The 21716-nt window shown below is 44.7% G+C and carries 25 protein-coding genes, 2 pseudogenes and 1 riboswitch; of the genes and pseudogenes, 7 read left to right on the top strand and 20 right to left on the bottom strand.

Features of this window, described 5'->3' with window-relative positions:
* Positions 1–13 precede the first annotated feature (13 nt).
* The 4 genes from bufB to iolG all read left to right on the top strand — a co-directional run bounded on the left by bufB (position 14) and on the right by iolG (position 3972).
* Positions 14–841 (top strand): MNIO family bufferin maturase, encoded by an 828-nt coding sequence (gene bufB / locus CS022_RS13675; protein WP_129122753.1) that lies wholly within the window; start codon positions 14–16, stop codon positions 839–841.
* Entirely contained in the window at positions 838–1602 is a 765-nt protein-coding gene (locus CS022_RS13670; protein ID WP_129122752.1) for an HvfC/BufC family peptide modification chaperone, read from the top strand. The genes bufB and CS022_RS13670 overlap by 4 nt, the downstream gene beginning before the upstream one ends.
* A 58-nt stretch (positions 1603–1660) precedes the next feature.
* A riboswitch (FMN riboswitch) is annotated at positions 1661–1813 on the top strand.
* A gap of 194 nt (positions 1814–2007) precedes the next feature.
* On the top strand, positions 2008–2676 hold the full coding sequence (ribB, locus tag CS022_RS13665; protein ID WP_129122751.1) for a 3,4-dihydroxy-2-butanone-4-phosphate synthase: 669 nt from the start codon (positions 2008–2010) through the stop codon (positions 2674–2676).
* A gap of 309 nt (positions 2677–2985) precedes the next feature.
* Complete coding sequence (iolG, locus tag CS022_RS13660; RefSeq protein WP_129122750.1) at positions 2986–3972, top strand: inositol 2-dehydrogenase; 987 nt, start codon at positions 2986–2988, stop codon at positions 3970–3972.
* A gap of 19 nt (positions 3973–3991) precedes the next feature.
* Here the strand turns inward: iolG and CS022_RS13655 are convergent, their stop codons facing one another.
* A complete protein-coding gene (locus CS022_RS13655; RefSeq protein WP_129122749.1) occupies positions 3992–4342 on the bottom strand; it encodes a DUF3147 family protein in 351 nt (116 codons plus the stop codon).
* A 352-nt stretch (positions 4343–4694) separates the two neighbouring features.
* Here CS022_RS13655 and CS022_RS13650 point away from each other — a divergent pair, with 352 nt between their 5' ends.
* Positions 4695–5255 (top strand): histidine phosphatase family protein, encoded by a 561-nt coding sequence (locus CS022_RS13650; RefSeq protein WP_161569637.1) that lies wholly within the window; start codon positions 4695–4697, stop codon positions 5253–5255.
* Between the two features lie 63 nt (positions 5256–5318).
* On the opposite strand, the gene CS022_RS13645 is transcribed toward CS022_RS13650, so the two are convergent.
* From CS022_RS13645 to CS022_RS13630, 4 genes are all read right to left on the bottom strand, one after another.
* Positions 5319–6215: a hypothetical protein gene (locus CS022_RS13645; protein WP_129122747.1), complete on the bottom strand. Its 897-nt coding sequence runs from the start codon at positions 6213–6215 to the stop codon at positions 5319–5321.
* A gap of 351 nt (positions 6216–6566) precedes the next feature.
* Positions 6567–7574, bottom strand: coding sequence for a hypothetical protein (locus tag CS022_RS13640; protein WP_129122746.1), 1008 nt, complete (start codon positions 7572–7574; stop codon positions 6567–6569).
* A gap of 256 nt (positions 7575–7830) precedes the next feature.
* Complete coding sequence (locus CS022_RS13635; RefSeq protein WP_129122745.1) at positions 7831–8160, bottom strand: hypothetical protein; 330 nt, start codon at positions 8158–8160, stop codon at positions 7831–7833.
* A gap of 141 nt (positions 8161–8301) precedes the next feature.
* Entirely contained in the window at positions 8302–8718 is a 417-nt protein-coding gene (locus tag CS022_RS13630; protein WP_408057241.1) for a VOC family protein, read from the bottom strand.
* A gap of 579 nt (positions 8719–9297) precedes the next feature.
* Between CS022_RS13630 and CS022_RS13625 the strand changes: the two genes are divergently transcribed.
* Positions 9298–9807 carry a hypothetical protein gene (locus tag CS022_RS13625; RefSeq protein WP_129122744.1) on the top strand — a complete coding sequence of 170 codons (510 nt, stop codon included), beginning with the start codon at positions 9298–9300 and terminating at the stop codon, positions 9805–9807.
* 335 nt (positions 9808–10142) lie between these two features.
* Here the strand turns inward: CS022_RS13625 and CS022_RS13620 are convergent, their stop codons facing one another.
* The 5 genes and pseudogenes from CS022_RS13620 to CS022_RS13600 form a co-directional block, all read right to left on the bottom strand.
* Entirely contained in the window at positions 10143–10385 is a 243-nt protein-coding gene (locus tag CS022_RS13620) for a hypothetical protein (protein ID WP_129122743.1), read from the bottom strand.
* A gap of 288 nt (positions 10386–10673) precedes the next feature.
* On the bottom strand, positions 10674–11132 hold the full coding sequence (locus tag CS022_RS13615; protein WP_235869506.1) for a tetratricopeptide repeat protein: 459 nt from the start codon (positions 11130–11132) through the stop codon (positions 10674–10676).
* A 24-nt stretch (positions 11133–11156) separates the two neighbouring features.
* A pseudogene (locus CS022_RS28120) lies at positions 11157–11354 on the bottom strand (tetratricopeptide repeat protein); the annotation flags it as partial.
* A gap of 92 nt (positions 11355–11446) precedes the next feature.
* Positions 11447–12466: pseudogene (locus tag CS022_RS26410) on the bottom strand (tetratricopeptide repeat protein); the annotation flags it as partial.
* A 2-nt stretch (positions 12467–12468) separates the two neighbouring features.
* Positions 12469–12978 (bottom strand): tetratricopeptide repeat protein, encoded by a 510-nt coding sequence (locus CS022_RS13600; RefSeq protein ID WP_129122740.1) that lies wholly within the window; start codon positions 12976–12978, stop codon positions 12469–12471.
* 248 nt (positions 12979–13226) lie between these two features.
* Between CS022_RS13600 and CS022_RS13595 the strand changes: the two genes are divergently transcribed.
* Positions 13227–13613 carry a DUF2306 domain-containing protein gene (locus CS022_RS13595; protein ID WP_129122739.1) on the top strand — a complete coding sequence of 129 codons (387 nt, stop codon included), beginning with the start codon at positions 13227–13229 and terminating at the stop codon, positions 13611–13613.
* A gap of 560 nt (positions 13614–14173) precedes the next feature.
* Here the strand turns inward: CS022_RS13595 and CS022_RS13590 are convergent.
* The 10 genes from CS022_RS13590 to CS022_RS24895 all read right to left on the bottom strand — a co-directional run.
* On the bottom strand, positions 14174–14497 hold the full coding sequence (locus tag CS022_RS13590) for a hypothetical protein (RefSeq protein WP_129122738.1): 324 nt from the start codon (positions 14495–14497) through the stop codon (positions 14174–14176).
* Between the two features lie 795 nt (positions 14498–15292).
* Complete coding sequence (locus CS022_RS13585; RefSeq protein ID WP_129122737.1) at positions 15293–15793, bottom strand: NUDIX hydrolase; 501 nt, start codon at positions 15791–15793, stop codon at positions 15293–15295.
* 23 nt (positions 15794–15816) lie between these two features.
* Positions 15817–16017, bottom strand: a complete 201-nt coding sequence (locus CS022_RS24720) for a Rossmann-fold NAD(P)-binding domain-containing protein (protein ID WP_145964516.1) — start codon at positions 16015–16017, stop codon at positions 15817–15819.
* Positions 16018–16019: 2 nt separating this feature from the next.
* Positions 16020–16511, bottom strand: a complete 492-nt coding sequence (locus CS022_RS13580; RefSeq protein WP_129122736.1) for an SDR family oxidoreductase — start codon at positions 16509–16511, stop codon at positions 16020–16022.
* A gap of 127 nt (positions 16512–16638) precedes the next feature.
* Positions 16639–17094: a GNAT family N-acetyltransferase gene (locus CS022_RS13575; protein ID WP_129122735.1), complete on the bottom strand. Its 456-nt coding sequence runs from the start codon at positions 17092–17094 to the stop codon at positions 16639–16641.
* Positions 17095–17804: 710 nt separating this feature from the next.
* Complete coding sequence (locus tag CS022_RS13570; protein ID WP_129122734.1) at positions 17805–19982, bottom strand: Calx-beta domain-containing protein; 2178 nt, start codon at positions 19980–19982, stop codon at positions 17805–17807.
* On the bottom strand, positions 19904–20575 hold the full coding sequence (locus CS022_RS28115; protein WP_408057246.1) for an Ig-like domain-containing protein: 672 nt from the start codon (positions 20573–20575) through the stop codon (positions 19904–19906). Before CS022_RS28115 ends, CS022_RS13570 begins: the two co-directional genes overlap by 79 nt.
* Positions 20524–21327 carry an Ig-like domain-containing protein gene (locus CS022_RS13560; RefSeq protein WP_161569636.1) on the bottom strand — a complete coding sequence of 268 codons (804 nt, stop codon included), beginning with the start codon at positions 21325–21327 and terminating at the stop codon, positions 20524–20526. The genes CS022_RS28115 and CS022_RS13560 overlap by 52 nt, the downstream gene beginning before the upstream one ends.
* Positions 21249–21521, bottom strand: coding sequence for a hypothetical protein (locus CS022_RS28110; RefSeq protein WP_408057245.1), 273 nt, complete (start codon positions 21519–21521; stop codon positions 21249–21251). The genes CS022_RS13560 and CS022_RS28110 overlap by 79 nt, the downstream gene beginning before the upstream one ends.
* Positions 21443–21716 (bottom strand): hypothetical protein (locus CS022_RS24895; RefSeq protein WP_161569635.1); only part of this gene is annotated, 274 nt, incomplete at its 5' end. The genes CS022_RS28110 and CS022_RS24895, both read right to left, overlap by 79 nt.

Here is a 21716-nt window from a genome sequence, read left to right as displayed (position 1 = left end):
AGGAGAAACAGAAATGACTTTACGCTTTGGACTCGGTTTGCGCACTCAGCATTACACGGATTTTCTGGCTGCAAAACAGCCTGTAGATTGGCTGGAAGTCATTTCTGATAATTACATGGTCAATGGCGGAAAGCCGCTGGCTATGCTCGACCGAATTTGTGAAATGTATCCTGTCACAATGCATGGTGTTGCGCTTTCCATTGGTTCAGTCAATGGTCTCGATGAAGATTATCTAAGGCGTTTGAAAGAGCTTGAGCAGAGAGTTCAGCCTTTGTGGGTATCTGATCATTTATGCTGGAGCGGGGTTCATGGTCGTAAACTTCACGACCTGATGCCATTGCCTTTTACTCATGAAGCCATCGATGTGGTTGCTCAGAATATTCACCATGCGCAAGACGTATTACAGCGTCCGTTAGTGATAGAAAATGTCTCCAGCTATGTGGAATTTAAAGATTCTGAAATGGCCGAATGGGAATTTCTCACGGCTTTATGTAAACAGACAGGCTGTCAGTTATTGCTGGATATTAACAACATTTACGTCAGTGCATTTAATCATGGTTTCTCGGCCATTGATTTTATAAATGGTGTACCAAAGAATCAGATTCGCCAATTTCATCTCGCGGGTCACCAAGATAATGATGATCATCTGATAGACACTCATGATCATGCTGTTTGTAATGGCGTTTGGGATTTGTACGCCTACGCTCTGAAAAGGTTTGGTGAGGTGCCGACCATGATTGAGCGAGATGACAATATTCCACCTCTTAAAGAATTACTTGATGAGCTCGATACAGCGCGGATCATTGCTGATAAAACACTCAGAGCAGAGGGTGCTGCATGAATCTCGAGACGTTACAGGGCTATTTTCAAAACATTGTTTTATCTGAAAAAAGCCGCAGCGCCGATTGGGTAAGTCAGAGAGAAGGGCGCTTACCTTCGAAAGGGCGTTTAGATATTTATCATAATGCTTACCGTATCCGCCTCATTGAGGTATTGAGAGAAAACTTCGAGCACACTGCAATCTATCTTGGCGATGATTGGTTTAATCAATTGGCAAAGACGTATGTTGAGCAACATCCGTCCACCTACAACAATATCGGTTATTACGGTGACAAGTTTGCTGAGTTTCTCTTAAAACAGTTATCTGAAGACAAAGAAGTTGCAGAACTCGCTGAACTAGATTGGCTGTTAAGGCGGGCCTTTGATGGCGAAGACAGTGGCGTATTGACGATGGAGACCTTACCGCTTGTTGTCAGTCGCGACCCGGAAAATTTTCGGTTATTCCCCGTGCCGACAGTGACGTTAACAAAGCATACTTGTAATACCCTAGACATTTGGCATGCCATCGATCAGGAAAACGCGCCACCACCCGTGATCTTACTGCCGCAGCCCGTTGATGTTCTGGTATGGCGAAAAGGGCATTCCCCGCATTTTCGCAGTGTTTTAGCCCACGAAGCGACAGCCCTGAGTTGGATGAAAGAGGGCTATAGCATCAATGAAATTGGTGAATCATTACAAAATCGATTCCCTGATATTGATGCTTCGACCGTCTTTGGTCAGATGCTTCACCGTTGGATTAACGATGAGGTCTTAGCCGACTGAACAATCCATCACACTATTCATCTACTTGCATTTCTACCATCTGTTCAATTACTATTTTTCTGATTTCTCAGGGCGGGGTGGAATTCCCCACCGGCGGTAAGACAAATCTTTTTTGTTCAGCCCGCGAGCGCCTGCATGTTGTTTTGTAGGGTCAGCAGATCTGGTGTGAATCCAGAGCCGACGGTCATAGTCCGGATGGGAGAGAATCAGTGGAGGTTACCTCGTATTAAGGGGCGGCTTTGCTATTTCGTGAGTGAAACTTGCGAGAGTAAATAAGGTGAATGATCACCGACCGTCTTCTTTGGGCCACATGGTGACATGATGGTCTCGCCCGGCTGCATTCGTGGCTGGCGCACTGCTTTTCTATGCCCTGATTCTGGTAGCAAAATGAAGGGAGTAATTACCATGAATCAGTCTTTGTTAACATCATTTGGTTCGGCGTTTGAACGCGTTGAGGCAGGTCTCGCTGCAATTCGGGCCGGTCGTGGCGTGCTAGTTGTCGACGATGAAGATCGCGAAAATGAGGGCGATATTATTTTCGCCGCTGACACCTTAACGCCTGAACAAATGGCGTTGATGATCCGAGAATGTTCCGGAATTGTGTGTCTCTGTCTGACAGAGGAGAGGGTGAAACAGCTCGACTTAACTATGATGGTAGAACGCAACACCAGCGCCAATCAGACAGGCTTTACTGTATCGATTGAAGCTGCACAGGGCGTCACAACAGGGGTGTCTGCGGCTGACAGGGTGACGACAATTAAAGCGGCGATTGCTGATAATGCAGTGCCTTCCGATCTCAGTCGTCCCGGGCATGTATTCCCCCTCAAAGCGAACGCAAAGGGCGTGCTAGGCCGCAGAGGGCATACCGAGGCAACGGTAGACTTGATGCGCCTTTCAGGTCGTTCACCGTATGGGGTGTTATGTGAGCTAACTAACCCTGATGGAACGATGGCGAGGTTACCTGAAGTCATCGCATTTGGTCAGAAAATGGGGATGCCAGTACTGACAATCGAAGATTTAGTGTCATATCGTCTCGTTAAGGACAAATCGATAAAAGATAACAAAGTGGCATAATTAGAACGCTTCAAAGCTAATGTTTGAGCCGGGGATTCTCGGCTCAAAAACGTAAACAAACGTTGCTTATCAATAAATCTATGCGCGACCAATGCAAATTTCTCATCTTGAATAACATCGCTCTATTACCGCTAATTTGTTTTGTGTGGCTGACAAAAATTATGGTTAATTACTCATTGAGTCGTTGAAAGAAAGCGCTCCCTTCGTCAAATCAAACATCCAAAAAACGCATCTTTGCCAGAAGGGATTTATCCGGCATGCTGGTTTCAACGTTTTGTCTGAAGTTGAATAAATAGACGCAGGTAACGAATGTATAAGGTAGCGATTTTCGGCGCAGGCCGTATGGGGCATGTGCGAGCGAAAAGCATCGCCATGCACAAAAAAACAGCGATTGCAGGTATTGTTGAATCTCATCAACAGTATGCGGAAAATTTCGCAGACAGTTACGGCGTTAATATACTCACCGCCGAGCAAGTGATGTCTGATGAGTCGATACGTGCGGTGTGTATCTGCTCAGTCACTGATACACATGCTGATTTGGTTGAGATGGCGGCAAGGCATGGCAAGGCAATCTTTTGCGAGCAGCCAATAGATTTAAATCCAGAACGTATCACCCGTTGCCTGGAGGTTGTACGGGAACATGATGTGCCATTCTTAGTGGGGTATTATCGTCGTTATGACCCTCAATTTCGCACATTGTGCGAGCAATTTGAAAGTGGCCAGATTGGCGTTGCTGAGTCTCTTACCATCATTTCACGCGAGCCATCACTACCGACACTGGAATACATCCGAAACTCGGGTGGCCTTTTCAAGTCCATGTCACTGCGTGATTTGGATATGGCGAGATATATCTTAGACGATGAGCCAGTGTCTGTAAGCGCCCATGGCAGTGCGCTCATTAGCCAAAATATTGCCGACGAAGGTGATGTGGATACGGCGGTCATTGTATTGACATTTCGCTCTGGTGCCATTGCAACCATTATTAATAGTCGCCGGTCCGGATACGGATATGATCAACGTATCGAACTTCATGGTAGTAAAGGCTTGCTTAGAGCCGATAATACACCTGACACGCAGGTAGAACATTGGGGCGATGAAGGGTGTGTCAGGGCGACGCCTCAATTTGAATTTTACGACCGATACCAACGGGCTTTTCAGCTTGAGTGGCAACATTTTGTTGACGTACTCGGTGGTATGTCAATACCACAGTGTATGGGAGATGATGGGTTACGTGCACTCCAACTGGCTGATGCGGCCAAAAAATCTCTCGAAACAGGTCAAACAATCCTGCTCTAGGCTGGCCTCGTGCTCAGTGTTACCAAAGCTCAATTCCAAATTGCCGGACAACCAGTCCCCATACAAAAAAGATGACAACGGTTGTTACGGCACTCAGACCCAGACCAATCCAGAATCCGAGCTGACTGTATAGCCAAGGAAAAATGAGAAACATTGGCAGAGTAGGCACGACGTACCAAAACGTGTAGAAGGCATGGCTGGTTATTTGCTCGGGTGTGCTCTTTTCAACGTGAAGCCAAATCAGTACTAAAACGGTAATCACTGGAAGAGACGCCAATAGTGCGCCAAGGTGTTCATTGCGCTTTGCAGCTTCTGAGATAAGAACAACAACGGCTGCGGTAATTAGGTATTTGAAAACAAGCATCATGATAAGGCTCCGCTAGGTCCCTGATATTGGGTAACTGCTTTTGGGCGACGTCGAGTAAACGCGGGATGATCATACACTGTTTATAAATGGCGTGTCGTTCTTGTTGTTTAATTACATCGATAAAATATAGAACTTGCAATGCTTTGATGCCTAGCGGTGTTTAATACAATTTATTTACCTAACAAAAAGTTAGTCCTCAGTCGGATTTCCTCCTTCGCTCTGGTTCATTTTTCTTCCTTCGCTGTTAGCCTTTTTCTTAGATAACGCGGTGCGTTTTATCTATGCAATTGATTAAGACCTATCGGTTGCGTTTTTTCGTATCAGGTCTTGAATGTATTTGCGAGAGGAGAGCGCTATGGATATATTTTTTTTGCGGCATGCAGAGTCGTTATCTAACTGCAATGGTTCTTACTCTTCTGACCCCGGTGAGCCTTTGACACAAAAAGGCTATATGGATGCCGAGCGCATCATTCCAGATCTTCTTGACCTCAACCTTGATATCATCATGTGCTCTCCTTGTTTGAGAGCGAGAGATACCATTGCACCCATAAAGCGTGAACTTGATATCTCGGTAAATATCTTGCCTGCGCTTGCAGAGGGGCAGAACATCGGTGTTGACCAATTGATTTCGCCTGAGCCCGCAGATTTTGTGTTTGACGCCAATGGAGAGCTTTTTCCACCTGAAGATGAATCAGCCGGTGCCTTTCTCTCGCGTGTCAGGCAGTCAGTCAGTACAATAAATGAGATACAGGCCAAGCGAATCCTTGTTGTTAGTCACGGTCATATGCTTCGCGAAATACTTAACGAATATCTGCAGACTGATGTGAAAATATGTTTTCCACACGACAATTGTGGGTTGACGCATATATCCATAGGCAGTGGTGTTACCTGCCATTATATCAATCGCATTCTGTGATTTGATGAGGTGACCAGATTACCGAAGTATGCAGCTATGAAGATGCTAGCGGGGTTACGAGATTTACAAGCTGTTGAGGTTGATGACAGCTTTTTCGCTTTGACCTTGCGCTAATACCTTTCCTGTATGTTGACACACTTGTTCTACGGCAAGGTTGTGAATGGTGAGGGTTTGATTTTGAACATCAAAGTGCCTGAATTTTTCTCTCGCTGACTCGATGAGTTCTTTACTCACTTTCATGGCAACGTTATTCGTGCCCTGATCGATAAGTTGGGTTTCTGATAATGAAATGATTGGAATGCCACTTTCATTGAACAAGAAACCTTTAAATCGGAATAACCCTTTTTTTTCAGATTCTAGCTTCAGCGGTATAAGGATATGATCCTCTGAAACAAAAGGTTCTTTTTCACTCGAAAGCCTTGCAACAGGCAGTGCGAAAGTCACGTCGGTTTTGATTACGTCGAAGCCATTTTTAAATTGTAAGTTGGCTACAACCCTTATATTTTCTGGCCAAGATGGGTCAGTATCTATCTGTAAGTACTCATTCTTCATGGGTTTGCGGAGCAAAATCTCGCTTTTTTTGGTATCTACCAGCATGATTTCTGCACCGAGTGTTTTTACTTCTGACGCTATGCCTATCTTGATTTTGTCAGGATGAAAATAGAACGGCTTGTCTAATAATATTGCGGCCTTGTACTGACCACTCAGGATGTAGTTGGGTTTGGGTTTAAACTGATTGAACATTGCCATGGTAAGTTTTGGGTGTTTAACAACCCGGTTTGCAGAAGAAAACGCTTTGAGAATGGTGAGCCTGTCGTCTTGGATATTTAAAGCTTGTGCTAGGGAAATATGTTCTTTTCCTTTTTCATCTGAAGCTGCTAGTGAATGAGCAGAAAACCAAATACAGACTAACATTGAGCTTGTTAATATCAGCGGTTTAACCACAACTTTACCATCCATAGTTACGCCACCTTGTCAAAGGGTGCATCTTTTAGATGCATCTAAATTATTAAAAAACAAATAGTATTTAACACCTCTGCCAGCTGATAATATTTATTTATCTGGTCATGCTGCGAAGAGAATCGTCAATATATCGGTAGTGCTCAAGTTCAGACAGTGATTTCAGAGCGGATCATTAATCTTACGCAACTTATATACATATTCTTAATGATGAGAGTGAAGGTATAGAGCTTTTAACCTAATAAGAAATATAGCGAATAACGAAGAAAGTCAGGTTTCGAAATAACAAGTGAGAGGGCAACGCATGTATTCATATCTGTATATGCGATGCCATTTATGTATGAAAATTTTCTATTGAGCGTCTGGTAGGGGAGTAAACTCTTTTAAGCTTTTCGTTGAGATGATATTACCGACACTGTCTTTTTCTATACGTTTAACAATCAGGCCTGTTCCAACGGCAACATAGTCCACGTCACTTGTTGTGGTAATCTCATCATTGATTGTGCGTGTTTTGGTGATAATAAATTCGCACGTATTGTATGAGATATTCCCGAAGACAAGCTGCTTGTGACCGAGAAAGGTATGTTTGAGTTTTAATGTTGAAACTTGTGACTGTGAACCTTTCGAGGTGATAACCGAAATAATGGGTGCCTCAATGGTCTCACCCTCATCAATATCAAAAGGTGTTATAAGCCCGTTAGGTTCGTAGCGGGTATAAGAGCTATCTGTGTAGTTTGAACTACTGAACTGTGTCATTGTTTTATTGCTGTCATCCAGAGCAACACTGTTATTTGTGTAATAGCTAAAAATGAGTTGGTTAGGGCTAGATTCTGGTCTGACTCGACTGGAGTAAGTCACAGAAACAACATTTCGACCGTTCTCTGTCGCTGGCGACAGAACAGAGAATGAGTCATAAGTGACGAAGTTTTGATTTTCTATTTTCAATGAATAAGTGGCTTCGTATCTGTATCCGGTTCTTATTAGATTTGGGTTATAGCAATCAGATGCGTTGTCTAGTGTTACGTTCGAATCACCGCTTGAGCCGTCGTTTCCTGTGTCTGTGTTGGTGTCACCGGTGTTCGATGGTTCATTGTTTTGAGGTGTGTCAGCATTACTATCTGAGCTTCCACTCGAATCGGTATTGTCGTTATCGCTATTGTTTCCTGTATCTCCTGTTGGCGTTTCCGAGGGGGGCGAATCAGTACCAGTATTGGTGTCGTCATTCGTGTCTGACGACGAATTCGCATTGGTATCGGAAAAAACTGTTTCGCTATTTGGGAATACCGTCGTGCTGCTCCCTTTCCCTTCACATCCTGTGAGTGCGACAACAATCAGATTTGCCAGTATTAACCTTTTCATTATCTCTCCCTTTCTTATCCTGACTTAACGTCTTATTTCGTGTCTTACTTAAGTACTTCTGGGACGTACTTAGTTTTTTTCGTGGCGCAATAATGACGTACCGGGATTGAGACTTTGAGAAGGTCAAAATAAAGGAGTGTTATATTTACATAATTATCAGTAATGGTATTTTCATGAATAAGATTATTTCTATTAACTGATATTTTACGTTGCTGGCGAGAGTGAAATGTGACGTGTTTGACTGCATATACTCAGGCTAGTTTGCAATGTGATGAGATGGTAATAGTGTGCGTTGGAGCACTTTATATTGATAGTGAAACTCGACATGTTGACTACCGATGGTTGATTTCAGACTAGCAAAACCGATTGAAAGTAAAAATGTGCTTACTGATGCAAAATCATTGTAAGTGTTGGTCATGATCCTCCGGTATGCCGAGTGGCCACTTGAAGGAAATATCTCAAGTACACTCCTTTGTTCGATGTCAATCGATTGAACATCATGAGCCCAGCAGTATTGTTGGCAGAACTCTTCAATAGCAGCATCAAGAAGATGGTACTCTGGTCTTCCTAGTTGTGTTGTCTTCATCACTAACCACAATTTTAATGATGTAAAAACATTGCGTTAGATGGTTCAAGGGAGAGATGATGTGATGGGAGAAATAAATAAATATTCTGTTTACAACGTATTCTTATCAGTGTGATCGTTGTAAGTAAAAACGGTGATCGTTTAACGACTGCTGTGCTCACTTTTCAGTTCAACAGTATTGCCATCAGGGTCCTCGATATATAAAGATGGACCAAAGCCTTCCGAACCATAACGATTGGCAAAACCGCTGTGTTTGACGTGATGATCACTCAAATGTTCGAGGAGTGCGTTATTGTCAATTTTTTCGAGGAGCAGGCAGAAGTGATCAAGGGAATTTCCTGACCGCGAAGGCGCGCCACCTCCCGATTTACCGAGTGAGCTATTTACGTCAACTAAGTCAATGAGTGCAGAGCCCGCTCGAATCTGAGTCAGTCCTATCTCCGGATCTGTTGTACGCTCAACATGGCAGTTAAGAACCTCACAATAAAAACGCACCATGTTACTCACGTCGTTTGTTCTTAGAACAATATGGTCGAGCCTAGCTATCTTAAGCATCATCCTGAACTCCCAGACTAATTACGTTTTAGTATATCGCGAGGTGTTGCTGGCATGTTGTTTATCATTCATAGGCAAGTCAACACCCTACGATACTTCAGGTATTGATTTTTATATGAAGTAAATATATTGGAATCTACTTCTCATATAGTCATTGATGCTATTCATAAAACTAAAAATAAGAATATTATGTTGCTTGTCCATAGCAGGGTAGTTCCTGCGACTGTTTTAGCCCGAATTCCAGCTATGCTGGTCTACTGTTTAAGTGGTTTTACCAATCCCCTCCGAAGTGTTTGCCACTGGGTAATTCGGGCATTTTTTCTCTAATGCTATAAATGATCAACACTTCTCACTCTCTTCCGATTTGGTTTTTTATCCGTTTACTTCCAGGCGAACATTCTTATATTCAGTGACGTTAAAGATGTAGATTCTTTTCTGGGAAGCCCTTTGCCGTATCAGAAAAACGAAAGGGATGGCCTTGTTAGTGCGCTGAGTTTGATGAGAGCGTAACTTCCGTCAATTAGTCAAGACTCCTGTTCTGTCCTACACCTTAATAAGGGGTGACTAGTTTCGGACAGAACAATGAAGATAAAGGCATTGTGTTTAGCTGGATGTGTTTACAGCACGACATTACTGGCTGCTGAAGAGTTCCATAGGGATTGGATGGTCAATACTGATGGTGCGGAATACTACTTTGCTGCGACGGTGAACAATAGCAACGATATATTTGGCAAGTACTGTTACTTTGACAGCGAGAAATGCCTTTTCCTTGTCGGCGTTGATATTACCTGTGAAAAGGGATTTGAATACCCGGCGTTGGTGAATTCTGAGTATGCAGCGATTCATGTCACACTTCACTGTGGTGACACCTTTGGCTCCCAGAATGTCATGGTGCTTGAGCCTTATGATGATATTGACCTTGCGATATTGCAGGGCAGTCAGTTTGGGATTGCCGTACCAATGGAAAGCGGCAAGTTTCAAGTGTCGAGGTTTAGCCTGTCGGGCGCGGCTGATGCCATTGAGAGCATGATGGACGCTGCTATTCGGCACTTGAACAAAAAGCGTACATTGCCAGAAAATGAGCAGCTTTAGTCGGGTTGGGTCTGCAGTGGTCAGTAATGTCAGGATAAAAAAAAGCACATGGCTGTCAGTTCGATCATGTAGGTGGCTGCCTAATTGAAAAATTCAGACGCAGTGCGCGGAAAATGCGTAATTGGTTATCCCTAGATAATACAAATGAAATACATCGTCTCGCAAAACTCGCCATTCCACTAGAAAATCACAAGGCTATCAATTAATTTGGGTCAGTTGGATTTTCACGACGTACCAACCGGTGAGCCCGAGTGCCGACCCCTGATGCACTCGGCTTAATCGTAGAGAACTGCTTTCCTTCCTTTGCAGTATCTTTATGGTCTCGGGCTAGCCATTTACCTGCTGGGAAATGACTGATGACTAGCAAGCCTTTGTCGGAGGTTGGGCAAGTCTGGCCGCTTTATCAGCACCAAAAGGTACAGTAAGCCTAAAAGTGGGCAAACCGATAAGATACCGCCAATCAGTGCAGACAGTATTGGAGACTGTGTTTTCTTTTTCGCTACTCGGTAACACATAATCCCAATCAACAAGGCGCAGCCAGCGACAAACTGACAAAGCATAATTACATCAGTGGTCATAAACCTTTTCCTGATTACATTTTTAACACTAATTTTACGTTGTTAAAGAGTGACTATAGGGTTATGCCTATGATGCTTATAGTAATTTCGCTCAAGCTGAAAGCATTTTACGTGATACCTCTAAGCAAAATATATGTATTGCTGGCTTTTTTGCAGAGAAAGTGTCTGGTTAAATAGAAAATAATAATCAACATGAAATCATCATTAAATCATAATATTGCTTGCAGAATTGTGGCGATTTAGGGAGGAGAGCCGCGAATGGCGGCTTTATTTAGAGATTAAAAGTGGTTACACGCACTGTCTATAACCAGATTCTAAACAGGCATCAGCGGCTTTCTCAGCTTTATCAAGAGCGGACTTCTGCAGCTGTGCCGCAATAGACTGCCTGACTTCACGCGCATTGGCAAAACCATTTCGGTCAGCCAGAATCAGCCATTTGAGTGACTTTTCTTTGTTCTCTTTCAGACCTTGCCCGTTGAAATACATCACGCCGAGGTTAAATTGAGACGCGCTATTACCTTGCAGTGCTGCCTCTCTATACCACTCTGCCGCTTTTTCAGCATCAGGGGCAGTGCCTATGCCTTGATCGAAGGCAACCCCAATGTTGTGTTGCGCCGTGACATACCCTTGTTCAGCCGCTTTATAAAACCATTTAAAGGCAAGTTGCTCATCTTTGATTCCACTTTGTAAATAGAGAAAACCTAGATTGGTCTGTGCAATTACATCATCTTGCTTAGCGGCTAACAAGAACCACTTTTCAGCCTCTTTGACATTCTTTTCGACGCCATTTCCTTGAAGATATAATTGACCAATATTGGTTTGCGCAAGGTGATTCCCTTTTTTTGCGGCTTTCTCAAACCAAATACCGGCTTGAACAAAATCCTGAGATATCCCACGTCCTTCTTTGTACATGACGCCGATATTATTTTGTGCCGCAGTGTGGCCTTGTTGTGCGGCAAGCTTGAACCAATATGCGGCTTGCTTATCGTTGTTGCTACGCCGAGTAGGCCATCAAAATAGATCTCAGCAAGTGCATATTGCGCATCTCTGTGGCTCTTCTCAGCCGCTTTCGTATACCAAAAAACGGCCTGGTGACCATTTTGAGTGACGCCTTTTCCCGTTGCGTATACAAAACCAAGGTTGAATGCTGCCTCCTTCAGGCCTTGCCTCGCTGCCTTCTCGAACCAGAAAGCTGCCTTTTGATAGTCTGGCTTTGAAGCAATACCATTGAAATATATGAGCGCTAGGTTATTCTGTGCACCAGAATTACCACTCTCAGCCGCTTTTTTATACCAAAACTCAGTTTGCTCAATATTTTGCGTTACTCCTCGGCCTTCTTCATTCATCAGGGCAAGGTTAAGCTGCGCATCGACAATGCCTTGCTCGGCAGCCTCTTTATACCATTTAGCTGCTTCCTCAAGATTGACATAGTCTTTCGGCCCTTTCTCTAGTAGTAAAGCGAGATTGAATTGTGCTTCCGCGATGTTTTGTTCTGCGGCTTGGCGATAAAACTGAATGGCTTCTTCGATGTTTTTCCGCTGGCCAACACCTTGCTCAGCCATTTGTCCTACATAAAACTGCGCGTTAGCTTGGCCTTTTTCAGCGGCCAAGCGAAGCCATTTATTTGCTTCAATAGGATCAGGTTTAACGCCCTCGCCATTCTTGTTCATCAGGCCAAGATAGAGTTCGGCTGTTGTGCTTTTTTGTTTCGCGGCTTCAGTAAACCAGTGAAATGCTTCAGAGAAGTTAATCTGGGTTCCATGGCCCTTGTAAAGTGCCAAACCCAGGTTGGTTTGTGCTGCTTCATATCCAGACATGGCTGCTTTTCGATACCAATCAAGCGCAATACGTAAATCTTTTGGTTCGATATCGCCAGTTTCATATATGACGCCAAGCGTATTTTGGGCATAAGGATCGCTCTGTTCCGCGGCGAGCCTAAACCATCGTATTGCTGCTTCTTCGTCTTTTGTGATTCCCAAACCGTGTAAATACATGAAGCCAAGATTACTCATGGCATTAGGAAGCCCTTGAGCAGCTGCTTTTTTGTACCAGTAAACGGCGTCTTTATCACTCTTTACGATCCCTAGGCCATGCTGGAAAGTGTGCCCAATGGTATTTTCAGCGGGGGCAAAGCCTGGTCAGCAGATTGAATAAACCAACCGATTGCTTCTTGATAATCTTTGTTTACACCCAGCCCCTCAAGGAACATTTTACCAATGTAAAATTTAGCTGCGGGTGACCCTTGCTCAGCGGCGTTGAGAAACCAATGCATGGCTTGCTTATAATTTTGCTTTGTCTCTTTGCCCTCAAAATACATCACAGCGAGATTGGTTTGAGCAACGCGTAATCCTTGCTCTGCGGCTAACCTATACCACTTTTGGGCTTGTTCAACATCGCGCTCTACCCCTATTCCGCCTTGGTACAGCCTGCCAAGGTTGTTTTGAGCATCGGCGTTACCATTTTCCGCAGCATTCATATAATGCTGAAAAGCAGCTTGATGGTCGCCAGCTTGAAGTGCAAGCCACCCATTGGTTGATTCTTCAGCAGCACAAATACCAGAAAATACAGTGAGCGCGAGTAAGTACTTTTTCATACAGTGAGTAAGTCCAACAGCAACAAGGTGATAATGAAAACGCTAACACTGAGCGCTGTCGAATTCATCAGCATAGAGAGGATATTTTCAAGATATTAACCATTATTGGGGATAAATCTCGTGACTGTTAATACTCTGCAAATGCCATTCATCCCCCATAGCAGCAATTTATCGCAGCATCATATGTACACTCATGTCTCTAGATAATATGTCCACAACGTCAAAGCACACAGAGATAGAGACAGACCATGAGCCAACAATTTTTGATTTACAGCCACTTGTTTACAATTCTTCCAGCCATGTTGCTTGGGACGTTGGTCATGATGATGAAAAAGGGCGGGGCACTGCATAAACTTTTTGGCAGAACGTTTATGGTGCTGATGTTTGTGACAGCCGCGATATCTTTAGGCATTGAGGCCCGGGTAGGCCTTCAAGTGTTAGGACACTTTGGCCCAATACACATATTGAGCGTGTTCGCGCTGATTTCAGTACCAAAAGCTTATTTAGCCGCGAAACGGGGTAACATTAAAACGCATCGAAATGAAATGATCGGTTTATACTTTGGCGCGTGTATCGTCGCAGGAATATTTGCTGTTCAGCCCGGAAGGATGTTGCACTCAGTGATTTTTATGTGAATAAAAGCAATGTCATTGCTGTTACTAATTGTAAAGAGCCGATTGTGTATCGCAAAAGCAGCAGCGTTTATTTAAAACGTATGTTTAATTCAGTAACGTGAGTCTCTAAGTTACATGTTTTCTTATTTTTACCCGGTAGCTTTGATATTTCCTTACGAAGCGTAAATAATAAGCCTACATCCCATCCCTAAGCGAGATGCAGGTTTTCCGGGGCTTTTCTTTACTCCTGCAAGTTATTTTTAAATAATCCAAAGCTATTGAACCCAATACAATTTAATGCAAGGTCTCCAATGTCTGTAAAATGCTCAGTGTGTTTAGGCTTATGATCATGAGCACCTTCTTTGCGCTCCGTTGTTCAAGTGCCATTAGTGGTGATGTCTGCTTTGGAATAGGCGCTCAATCCGTCGAGTTCTCCGGTAAAAACAACGTCTTTTACGTTTTGAATGATGCTTTGTAAAGTGATTGATTTTGTTATGAAATTTGCGGTCCTGGGGAAGAATATTGAGAGCAGCCCGTTTAGTATCGGCTCAACTAAACGGGCTGGAAGAAAGGTAATGGGGTTAGATTTGTGTTGACGTGTTTTGTAATCGACATAGCATTTCTACCCAATCATCTGCATTGGCAACGATAAACTCGTACTCATCACCATTACTGAGTGTAATTCTGATTGCATCTGTCGTTACAGGAAATACCCCTGCGCCTTTTCCAAGGCATTTCTCCACATGGGCAATGGAGTCAGTTTTAAAAGTGTAAGGCCCCAAATACGCCTGTGGATTGAACGGTTCAAACTGAACCTTTGAATCAAACATTACAAGCTTACCATCTACTCTTACAGCACCGTTTTGTAATGAAACCACTGTCGATTTAATCATTAATTCAGACATAAGCACCTCACTGATTGGTGATGGGTTAAACTCGAACTTCGAGTACTTATGATAAACGTACAGCAAATTATGCACTTAGTGTGTGCTTTTGTATGCTTTTGTGCCTTGGGTTCATATGAATCTTTTACTACTAAATACTTAATGCAAACAGCTGCCTTCATTTGAGCCTGGTAACCATTAGCCGGATGCTCGTTATATACGATTCTGAGTTTATGGTAGCGATTACATTACGAGTGATATCTCGTATTTGTGTAGAAGCACTATAAGAAGTGTGATGTGTTGTATATTGTGCGCGCCGTGTTACGCCAACTGTAACCTTTTGTCATTTTTTGACGTTGCCCGACGGCCTGCAAACTTCCTCCCAGGCATACGACTAGTATCAGCGCCCATTTCTTCTGCGGGGTGCTGTTTTTTCGTCGGGCTCTCTTTCTAAATAACGACTTTTCCTAACATTTTCTTTCAATTATATTCAGGGGCCTGATAGTAAATATTCTTCCCTCTTTCCCTTTCTTGTTTGATATTGAGGGTGTAAATGACAGACAGCATTTTGAAAAGAATGTGTTTGTTCAGTCGTGAAATAGAAAGGATCACTGGTATGTAAATAACCAGATAGATAGTGTGTGTATGAGAACGTCGAACAACAATCTTGAGTTACAAACTATCTCTTTCGGTGGCCAGCAAGCTCCTTCTGGCATGTCAGCGGAGATGCCCACTCTCATTACTATTTGAGTGCCGCTGACACACCGACCTTTTATTTTTACGTGATTCAGTTAATCAACGCCAGCAATCAAATTATTAGTCACCAATATTCACTTGCTGCGAAAGGTTCTCTAATGATTGTTGAAAAACAGAATTCCAAGCATGATGCGCCTTGGGCAATGATGATGGTTCGATAAATTGCCTATGGCTGGTCTCAAATTCCGCACTGAAAGGGAGGAGCTCTCTAATATCTGCACAAAAAAACGCGAGATAACCAACCTTGGGGTATGGGCTGTCGTCAGGGAATTCGGGGTTCTTACTATTATTCACCTCCACGAAACCAAGAAGTTTTGGCTTCTCAATAGTCACGCAAGCCTCTTCTAGCGCTTCACGGCGTAGGCTTGCCTCCAATGTCTCTCCTTTTTCAACGTGCCCTCCCGGAATTTCGAAACCTTTTCGTTTATTCTGCACAATGGCGAGCTGGTTATTGTGGAGAAGATAACCGTGAACGGAGGTGACGTTATTCAGGTCAATATCAGCCGAGGCCGCCAGCCAAGTTAACTTTGCCGGACCAAAGCCCCAGTTTACTGTTGTCATACTTTCTTTCTCCAACTGATGGTTTACCACGCGAGCTTTCCTGTTTCCATGCAAAGGAAATCACGACTGTTTATCTGGCCTTTGGCGATAGCGTCATAAATTAACTCGGCAGATTTCATGGGTGTCATAGCAGCATCATTTGGCGCCATTTTAGTGAGCAGTCTGCCAGGGTGCATGGCAGCGACTGATATTCCATCAACTTCGAGGTCGTCGGCAAGGCACAATGTCAGTATGTTTTGGGCGGCCTTACTAATACGGTATGAGTAAGAGCAACCACTACCTTTGCTGCGCCTGATGATTGCATACTGAGAGAACCCCGACGCGAACTGATATTTATCACTAGCCCGTTTTCTGCCTTTTGTAATGACGAATAAGCGCCTTTGATCGTCGAAAACACACCGATACAGTTGGTGTCAAATACGGTTTTTAACTGCTCCGCGGTTGCACTATGTATATCCGGCTCTTTGCTACCTGCGCCAGCATTGTTGATGACAACATCAATCGTGTCACCCTCCAACCACTTTTGAAGTTGAGATTCGTAATCTTCGCTGGTGATATCAGAGATAAAAACCTTCGCGGTTTCGATTTCTTGCGAGATGTTTTTCGCTGACTCAATGGTTCGAACCACCAGATAAAGTTGCCACCCATTGCTGGAAAATATTTTGGCAAGCTCGTTACCCAGCCCTTTTCCTGCGCCGGTGATTAGTATGCTAGGCATTGTCTTTCTATCGCTATCTCATTTTGTTTAATCATGAATTGACTACTGCAGCGTCAAGTTTGGGAGTCTGGACTCTTTCATAGGACGCCCGATCTGTTGGAGTTCAAGGGAAATACTTGCTGCTCTCCTAGCATCCTTCTTGATTGCTGTTGCTACGTTTAAAAGAGTAGAAGTGCTCCTCTTCTGCGGTTAATTGATAACTGAGTGATTGATATAGCCTTACTGCACGTTCATTTTTCTTGAAGCATGACAAAGTAATGTCTCTGGATTCTGTTTGAGCAACTTCATGAATTTTATGCATGATTAGCTTTCCGTAACCGCGCCCCTGAAACGGTACCATAACGACGACAAGATGAAGGTGAAGCGACTCATCATAAGGCTTGAAACACACAAAACCGACTTTCTCCGTTTGATCGAGAACCCAATAGAACCACTCGGCTTTGTAGTCATCACGCATGCGTCGTTTTTGGAATTCTTCATCCCAGCCAAAAACCTCTTCAACGAATGGGTAAAGCCCAGATTTCATCATCTGAAAGACCTCGTCGCCGAACGGATCCTCGACCGGCTCGAATCGTAATTGCATCTTTGCCACTTCCTACTTTGTGATTCCTGATGATGTACCTAAATAAGCTGATTCAAGACAATATCAGACACTCGCAAGTACCTTGAATGAATTGCTGTGATGTGGTCCGAGAAGGGAAAAAGAAAAGTGGAGTACCTGAAGTGTTGAGCGATACAGGCAAAATAACGTAGAAATACGATTTCTTAGGCCATTTATCCCTCATGTTACGTCAAGGTATTTAAAATGAATTGTCATTGAAATGAGTGACTCGATGAAAAATGATGAAAAGCAATGAGCTAAAGCTGTATTTTTCGAAGTGTTAAATCACACCGTAGTGATTTCCCCTTGCTGATGTAAACGATTACATTATTGTGTCTCTGTCGATGACGCCTTTTGCTTGTTGCCCCGACATGCCCGGTGAGAACTACCTTCCTTTTAGTATGCTCCTTCCCTAAGCGGAGCCCTCACCGGGCCCCTTTGTCCATAAAAAAACCACCCGCATGGTGGATGGTTTTTCGGTTAGTAGGCGAGTACCTATTTTCTCTGAATGTGTGCTGTTTTCACTATCACCTAATGTATTTTCAGCTGATTAAATTCAGCACGCAGCATTGAAAATTAGGACTCTAGCAAATCATGATTAATATTGATGAGTGGCGTGAAAGAGGTATCCTCAGCTGCATCATCCACCGTCGTTGCTAACATTTGAGATTCAGAGCCGCCATATAAACCGTTCACAACATCAGAATCATGAGGCTATTCTTGTCCAGAATGATGCCTTTCTCGTTAAACTCAGACAGTTCATCACTTTCATCCCTAGCGCCGATTTCGTTGCTTGGACTTGTTTTTATCAAATCAGAGAGAGAGAACTCTTCTTCTGTATGAATAAAGCCTCCGTTTAAATCCGAGATGACGTCAGCAGAAACACTGGCGGTATGACTGCTTGTTTTGCTTGTATCTATCGTCAAGTCAGTGTGCATTTCGGGAAGTTTTTGCTCTTGGCCAGAGCTATCCGAGTTATTTGATTCATTACTCTGAGAATCAGAGAAAGCGCGAGGCGCCACTCTGTTAGACCTAATGAATTCCGAGGTATCAAGCATTCTGCTATCATTTTCAAGGTCTAATGAGCGTGAATTGACAAACGCTTTTGGACGGGCGACCACGTTCAGTCTGACATCGTCATGACCTTTGTCACCGCCACCGAACATATCTTCCCAGAACGATTCGTGGTCATTGTTGTTTTTCTCGTTATCGTAGTCTCCTTGGTTTTTATGTGACTCAGAAAGGACTACCCGGCTGAATTTACCGTTCTGTCGGATTTCTGAACCATTATTTGTCACCGTGATGTCGGCGCTGCCCTCTTTGAAACCATAAGTGGCACCGTTAGGTATCAGAAACAGCCCCATCTTTGCTGCACCAGACAGATAAACATCGAAGTTCAAATGACTGTGGTCCGCTACTTTGGCCATCATGATTTCAGATTTGATGATGTTGCCTGAGCTGTCCATCAAGTAGTAACCGAGGCTACTTCTGTTACTCGCGCTCAGTTTTTGAACAATGTTCTGCATTTCAAGTGTCAGCTTACTGACGTCCTCAACATCCCAAAGGCCATTGACGTCGCGAGGGATCAGCTCGTCATCAACAATAGTGGCAGTCCCTTTTTCTTTGCCTAGCTCATATTCCGAAGAGGCAATTAAACTGAACTTTTCACCTTTTTCGTAGTGATGATCCTCAATCGTGTTTACACGTACCTTGAAGGAGTCTGTGTTGGCCGGGACGCTGATACCACCAGATCCGTATGCTTGCCAAGTGGCGCCGTTATCAAAGCTAACCGTCATACCAGTGTTAAAATCAGTCCCCGCAGTGGCTGCGCCATTTTGTAATTCCAGTGTCACCACAGTAGAGGTGGTTGATTGGTTTGTCATGATGACATCAAAGATGGCTGCATCGCCCTCGGACACATCTGGGCTGCTGACTGATTCTACTTTAGGTTTATCTGAAGCATCGTTAATACCTACAGCAACAGACGTAATGTAGTCAGTCTGGGAACCAACAACGAGCGCATTGACGGTAAGTGTCTCCATTCCCTCGTAAATGTCATCATTTAGGGTCTCGGCCAGTAACGTTACTTTGCTCGTATTTGGCGGAATGACGATTTCACCCACCCATTGACTCCCGTAGCTTAACGTTACTGTTTGTTCATTACCTTGGTTATCAATCACAGTGAATGTACCGCTGTAATCTTCATTAACCCTTGCCGAATGCTGGTTATCATTGATGTTTAATTTGATGACTGTTTCAGTATTCGATACTTGAGATAAATTAAGCTCCCAACCGACGTCTCTATCTTTACCCTCAACATTCTCGACACCGTTCTGATACTTGGTGATAGACGTTACTTCAATCAGATCATTGTCCATGATGGTAATTGTTCCAACTACCGCTGCTTGTCCATGCGCCTTGGCATGAAGGGTGAATTGTTCAGTTGGCTCGAAGACACCATTATCGACGGTACCGATTTTTACATTGAAAGCGTTCACATGGCGGGGCACATCTACCCACTTGCCATAGGTGAAGTCTCCAAGGTCACGCCAACCTTGACCATCACCAAAATCGACGAAGAGTGTCTCGTTATAATCAACACCACCTCCTGTAGCTTGGCCGTTATATGCATCAAGGAAGACACGAGTTGTTGTGGTTGACGTATTACTCAAAGTAACGGTAACGACTGCTTCTTGACCTTCAGTCACAGAAGCATCAGAAACATCTGTCACGGTCGGCTTATCTGCCTCGTCATTGACGGTGGCCTCTTTGTCGCCGTCAGCGCGCAATGTCATGCCGTTGTAACTGACATCAAAGCCAATATTGGTGTTGGTCTCAAAGACATTGTCATCTTTGGGTAACAGGTACACCGTGACCTGGGTTTCCCCGGCCGCAAGGTGACGTCACCTTGCATGAATGGCGCCGTCCACGCGACAACCCAGCCGCCGTTGGGGCCAGCCTGGCCCTCCGGTGGGCTGATCAGGTTTCCGTCACTGCCTTCAACAAAGATTTCATTCTCAAACTGACCGAAGCTGGAGCTGTATTGGTTGTCGTTAAATACAAAGTGCAGGTTGCCACTGGTCGGGCTGGCATTGGTGACACTGATCTCCCACGCTGGGCCTTCTTGGTAACTCGATGCATCCTCTATACCATGTTGGACCAAGTTCAGAGTAGACAACGTCGGAAGTGGCTCAACGTAATAGGTCTCGGTGGTGCTAATGTTGCCGCTGTTGCCGCTGGCATCAGTGGCTGTAACGGTCACTGTAATAGCACTGTGTGCTGCCAGAACGCTACCTGGGACAGTGACCGAGAAATTGCCATTTTCCTCCACGTTTGCGGAGTAGGTGTTGTTACCGACGCTGACCGTGACGACATCGTTGGTGTTGAATTCACCCGAGACAGAGCCAGAAACTATCTGGTTTTGCGCCGCTTCGTTCGCATTAATGATGCCGTCAGCACCAATAGGGTCAAGGGCGACACTGGAGGTGTTGCTCGTTGGACCTGAGGTATCGACGGTATAGCCTGCGAGACAGATATCGGTGCGGTATTTCCCGCATCATCTGACACCGTGGCGGTGACGTTGACCTGATGATTGTCGGCCAGAACGCTGCCGGGGACAGTGACCGAGAAGTTGCCATTATCATCTACGTTCGCAGAGTAGGTGTTGTCACCGACGCTGACCGTGACGGCATCGTTGGCGTTGAACTCACCGGAAACGGTGCCTGAAACAGTGAGATTTTGTGTAGATTCGTTTGCATTAATGACGCCATCAGTCCCAATGGGGTTAAGCGTGACACTGGACGTACTGCTTGTTGGGCCTGAGGTATCTACCGTGTAGTCAACGGTGTCGGTGATGGTCGCGACATTACCTGCGCTGTCAGTGACAGAGACAGTGACATCAATGCTTCCGCTCCCGTCGGTGCTGTCGATGAGGTCATCAGGCAAGGTAACGGAGAAATTGCCCTCACTATCGACGTTGACAGGCAAGGTGTGAGTGGTGTCACCCACGGTGACGGTCACTGTAACGGTGTCGCCGTCAGTCAGTGCATCGCCGAGGTTGCCGCCAAGCGTAATGTCGGACGTCAGATCGTCCGCATTGAGTGTGTCACCATCGTTCAGTTCGTCCAGTGTGAGGTTTACCGTTGGGGCGTGAGTGTCAACGTTGTATGACAGTGAGTTGTTAATCGTCGCGGTATTGCCAGCGTTATCCGACACCACCACGCAACATCAACCCCGCTATTGGTGGCCAGAACGCTGCCGGGAACTGTGACTGAGAAATAGCCATCTTCATCCACATTCGCGGAGTAGGTGTGGTTACCGACGCTGACCGTCACGGCATCGTTGGCGTTGAATTCACCGGAAACAGTACCAGAAACCGTCTGGTCTTGCGCCGCTTCGTTCGCATTAATGACGCCATCAGCCCAATGGTGTTCAGCGTCACACTGGAGGTGCTGCTTGTTGGGCCTGACGTATCCACCGTGTAGTCAACGGTATCGGTGACGGTCGCAATATTACCCGCGCTGTCAGTGACAGATACGGTGACATCAAGGCTTCCGCTCCCGTCGGTGCTGTCGATGAGGTCATCAGGCAAGGTAACAGAGAAA

The organism is Veronia nyctiphanis, from assembly GCF_004116385.1.
GTDB classification, from domain to species: domain Bacteria; phylum Pseudomonadota; class Gammaproteobacteria; order Enterobacterales; family Vibrionaceae; genus Veronia; species Veronia nyctiphanis.
The sequence above is the reverse complement of the archived record's forward strand: the minus strand, read 5'-3'. Positions and strand labels throughout refer to the sequence as shown.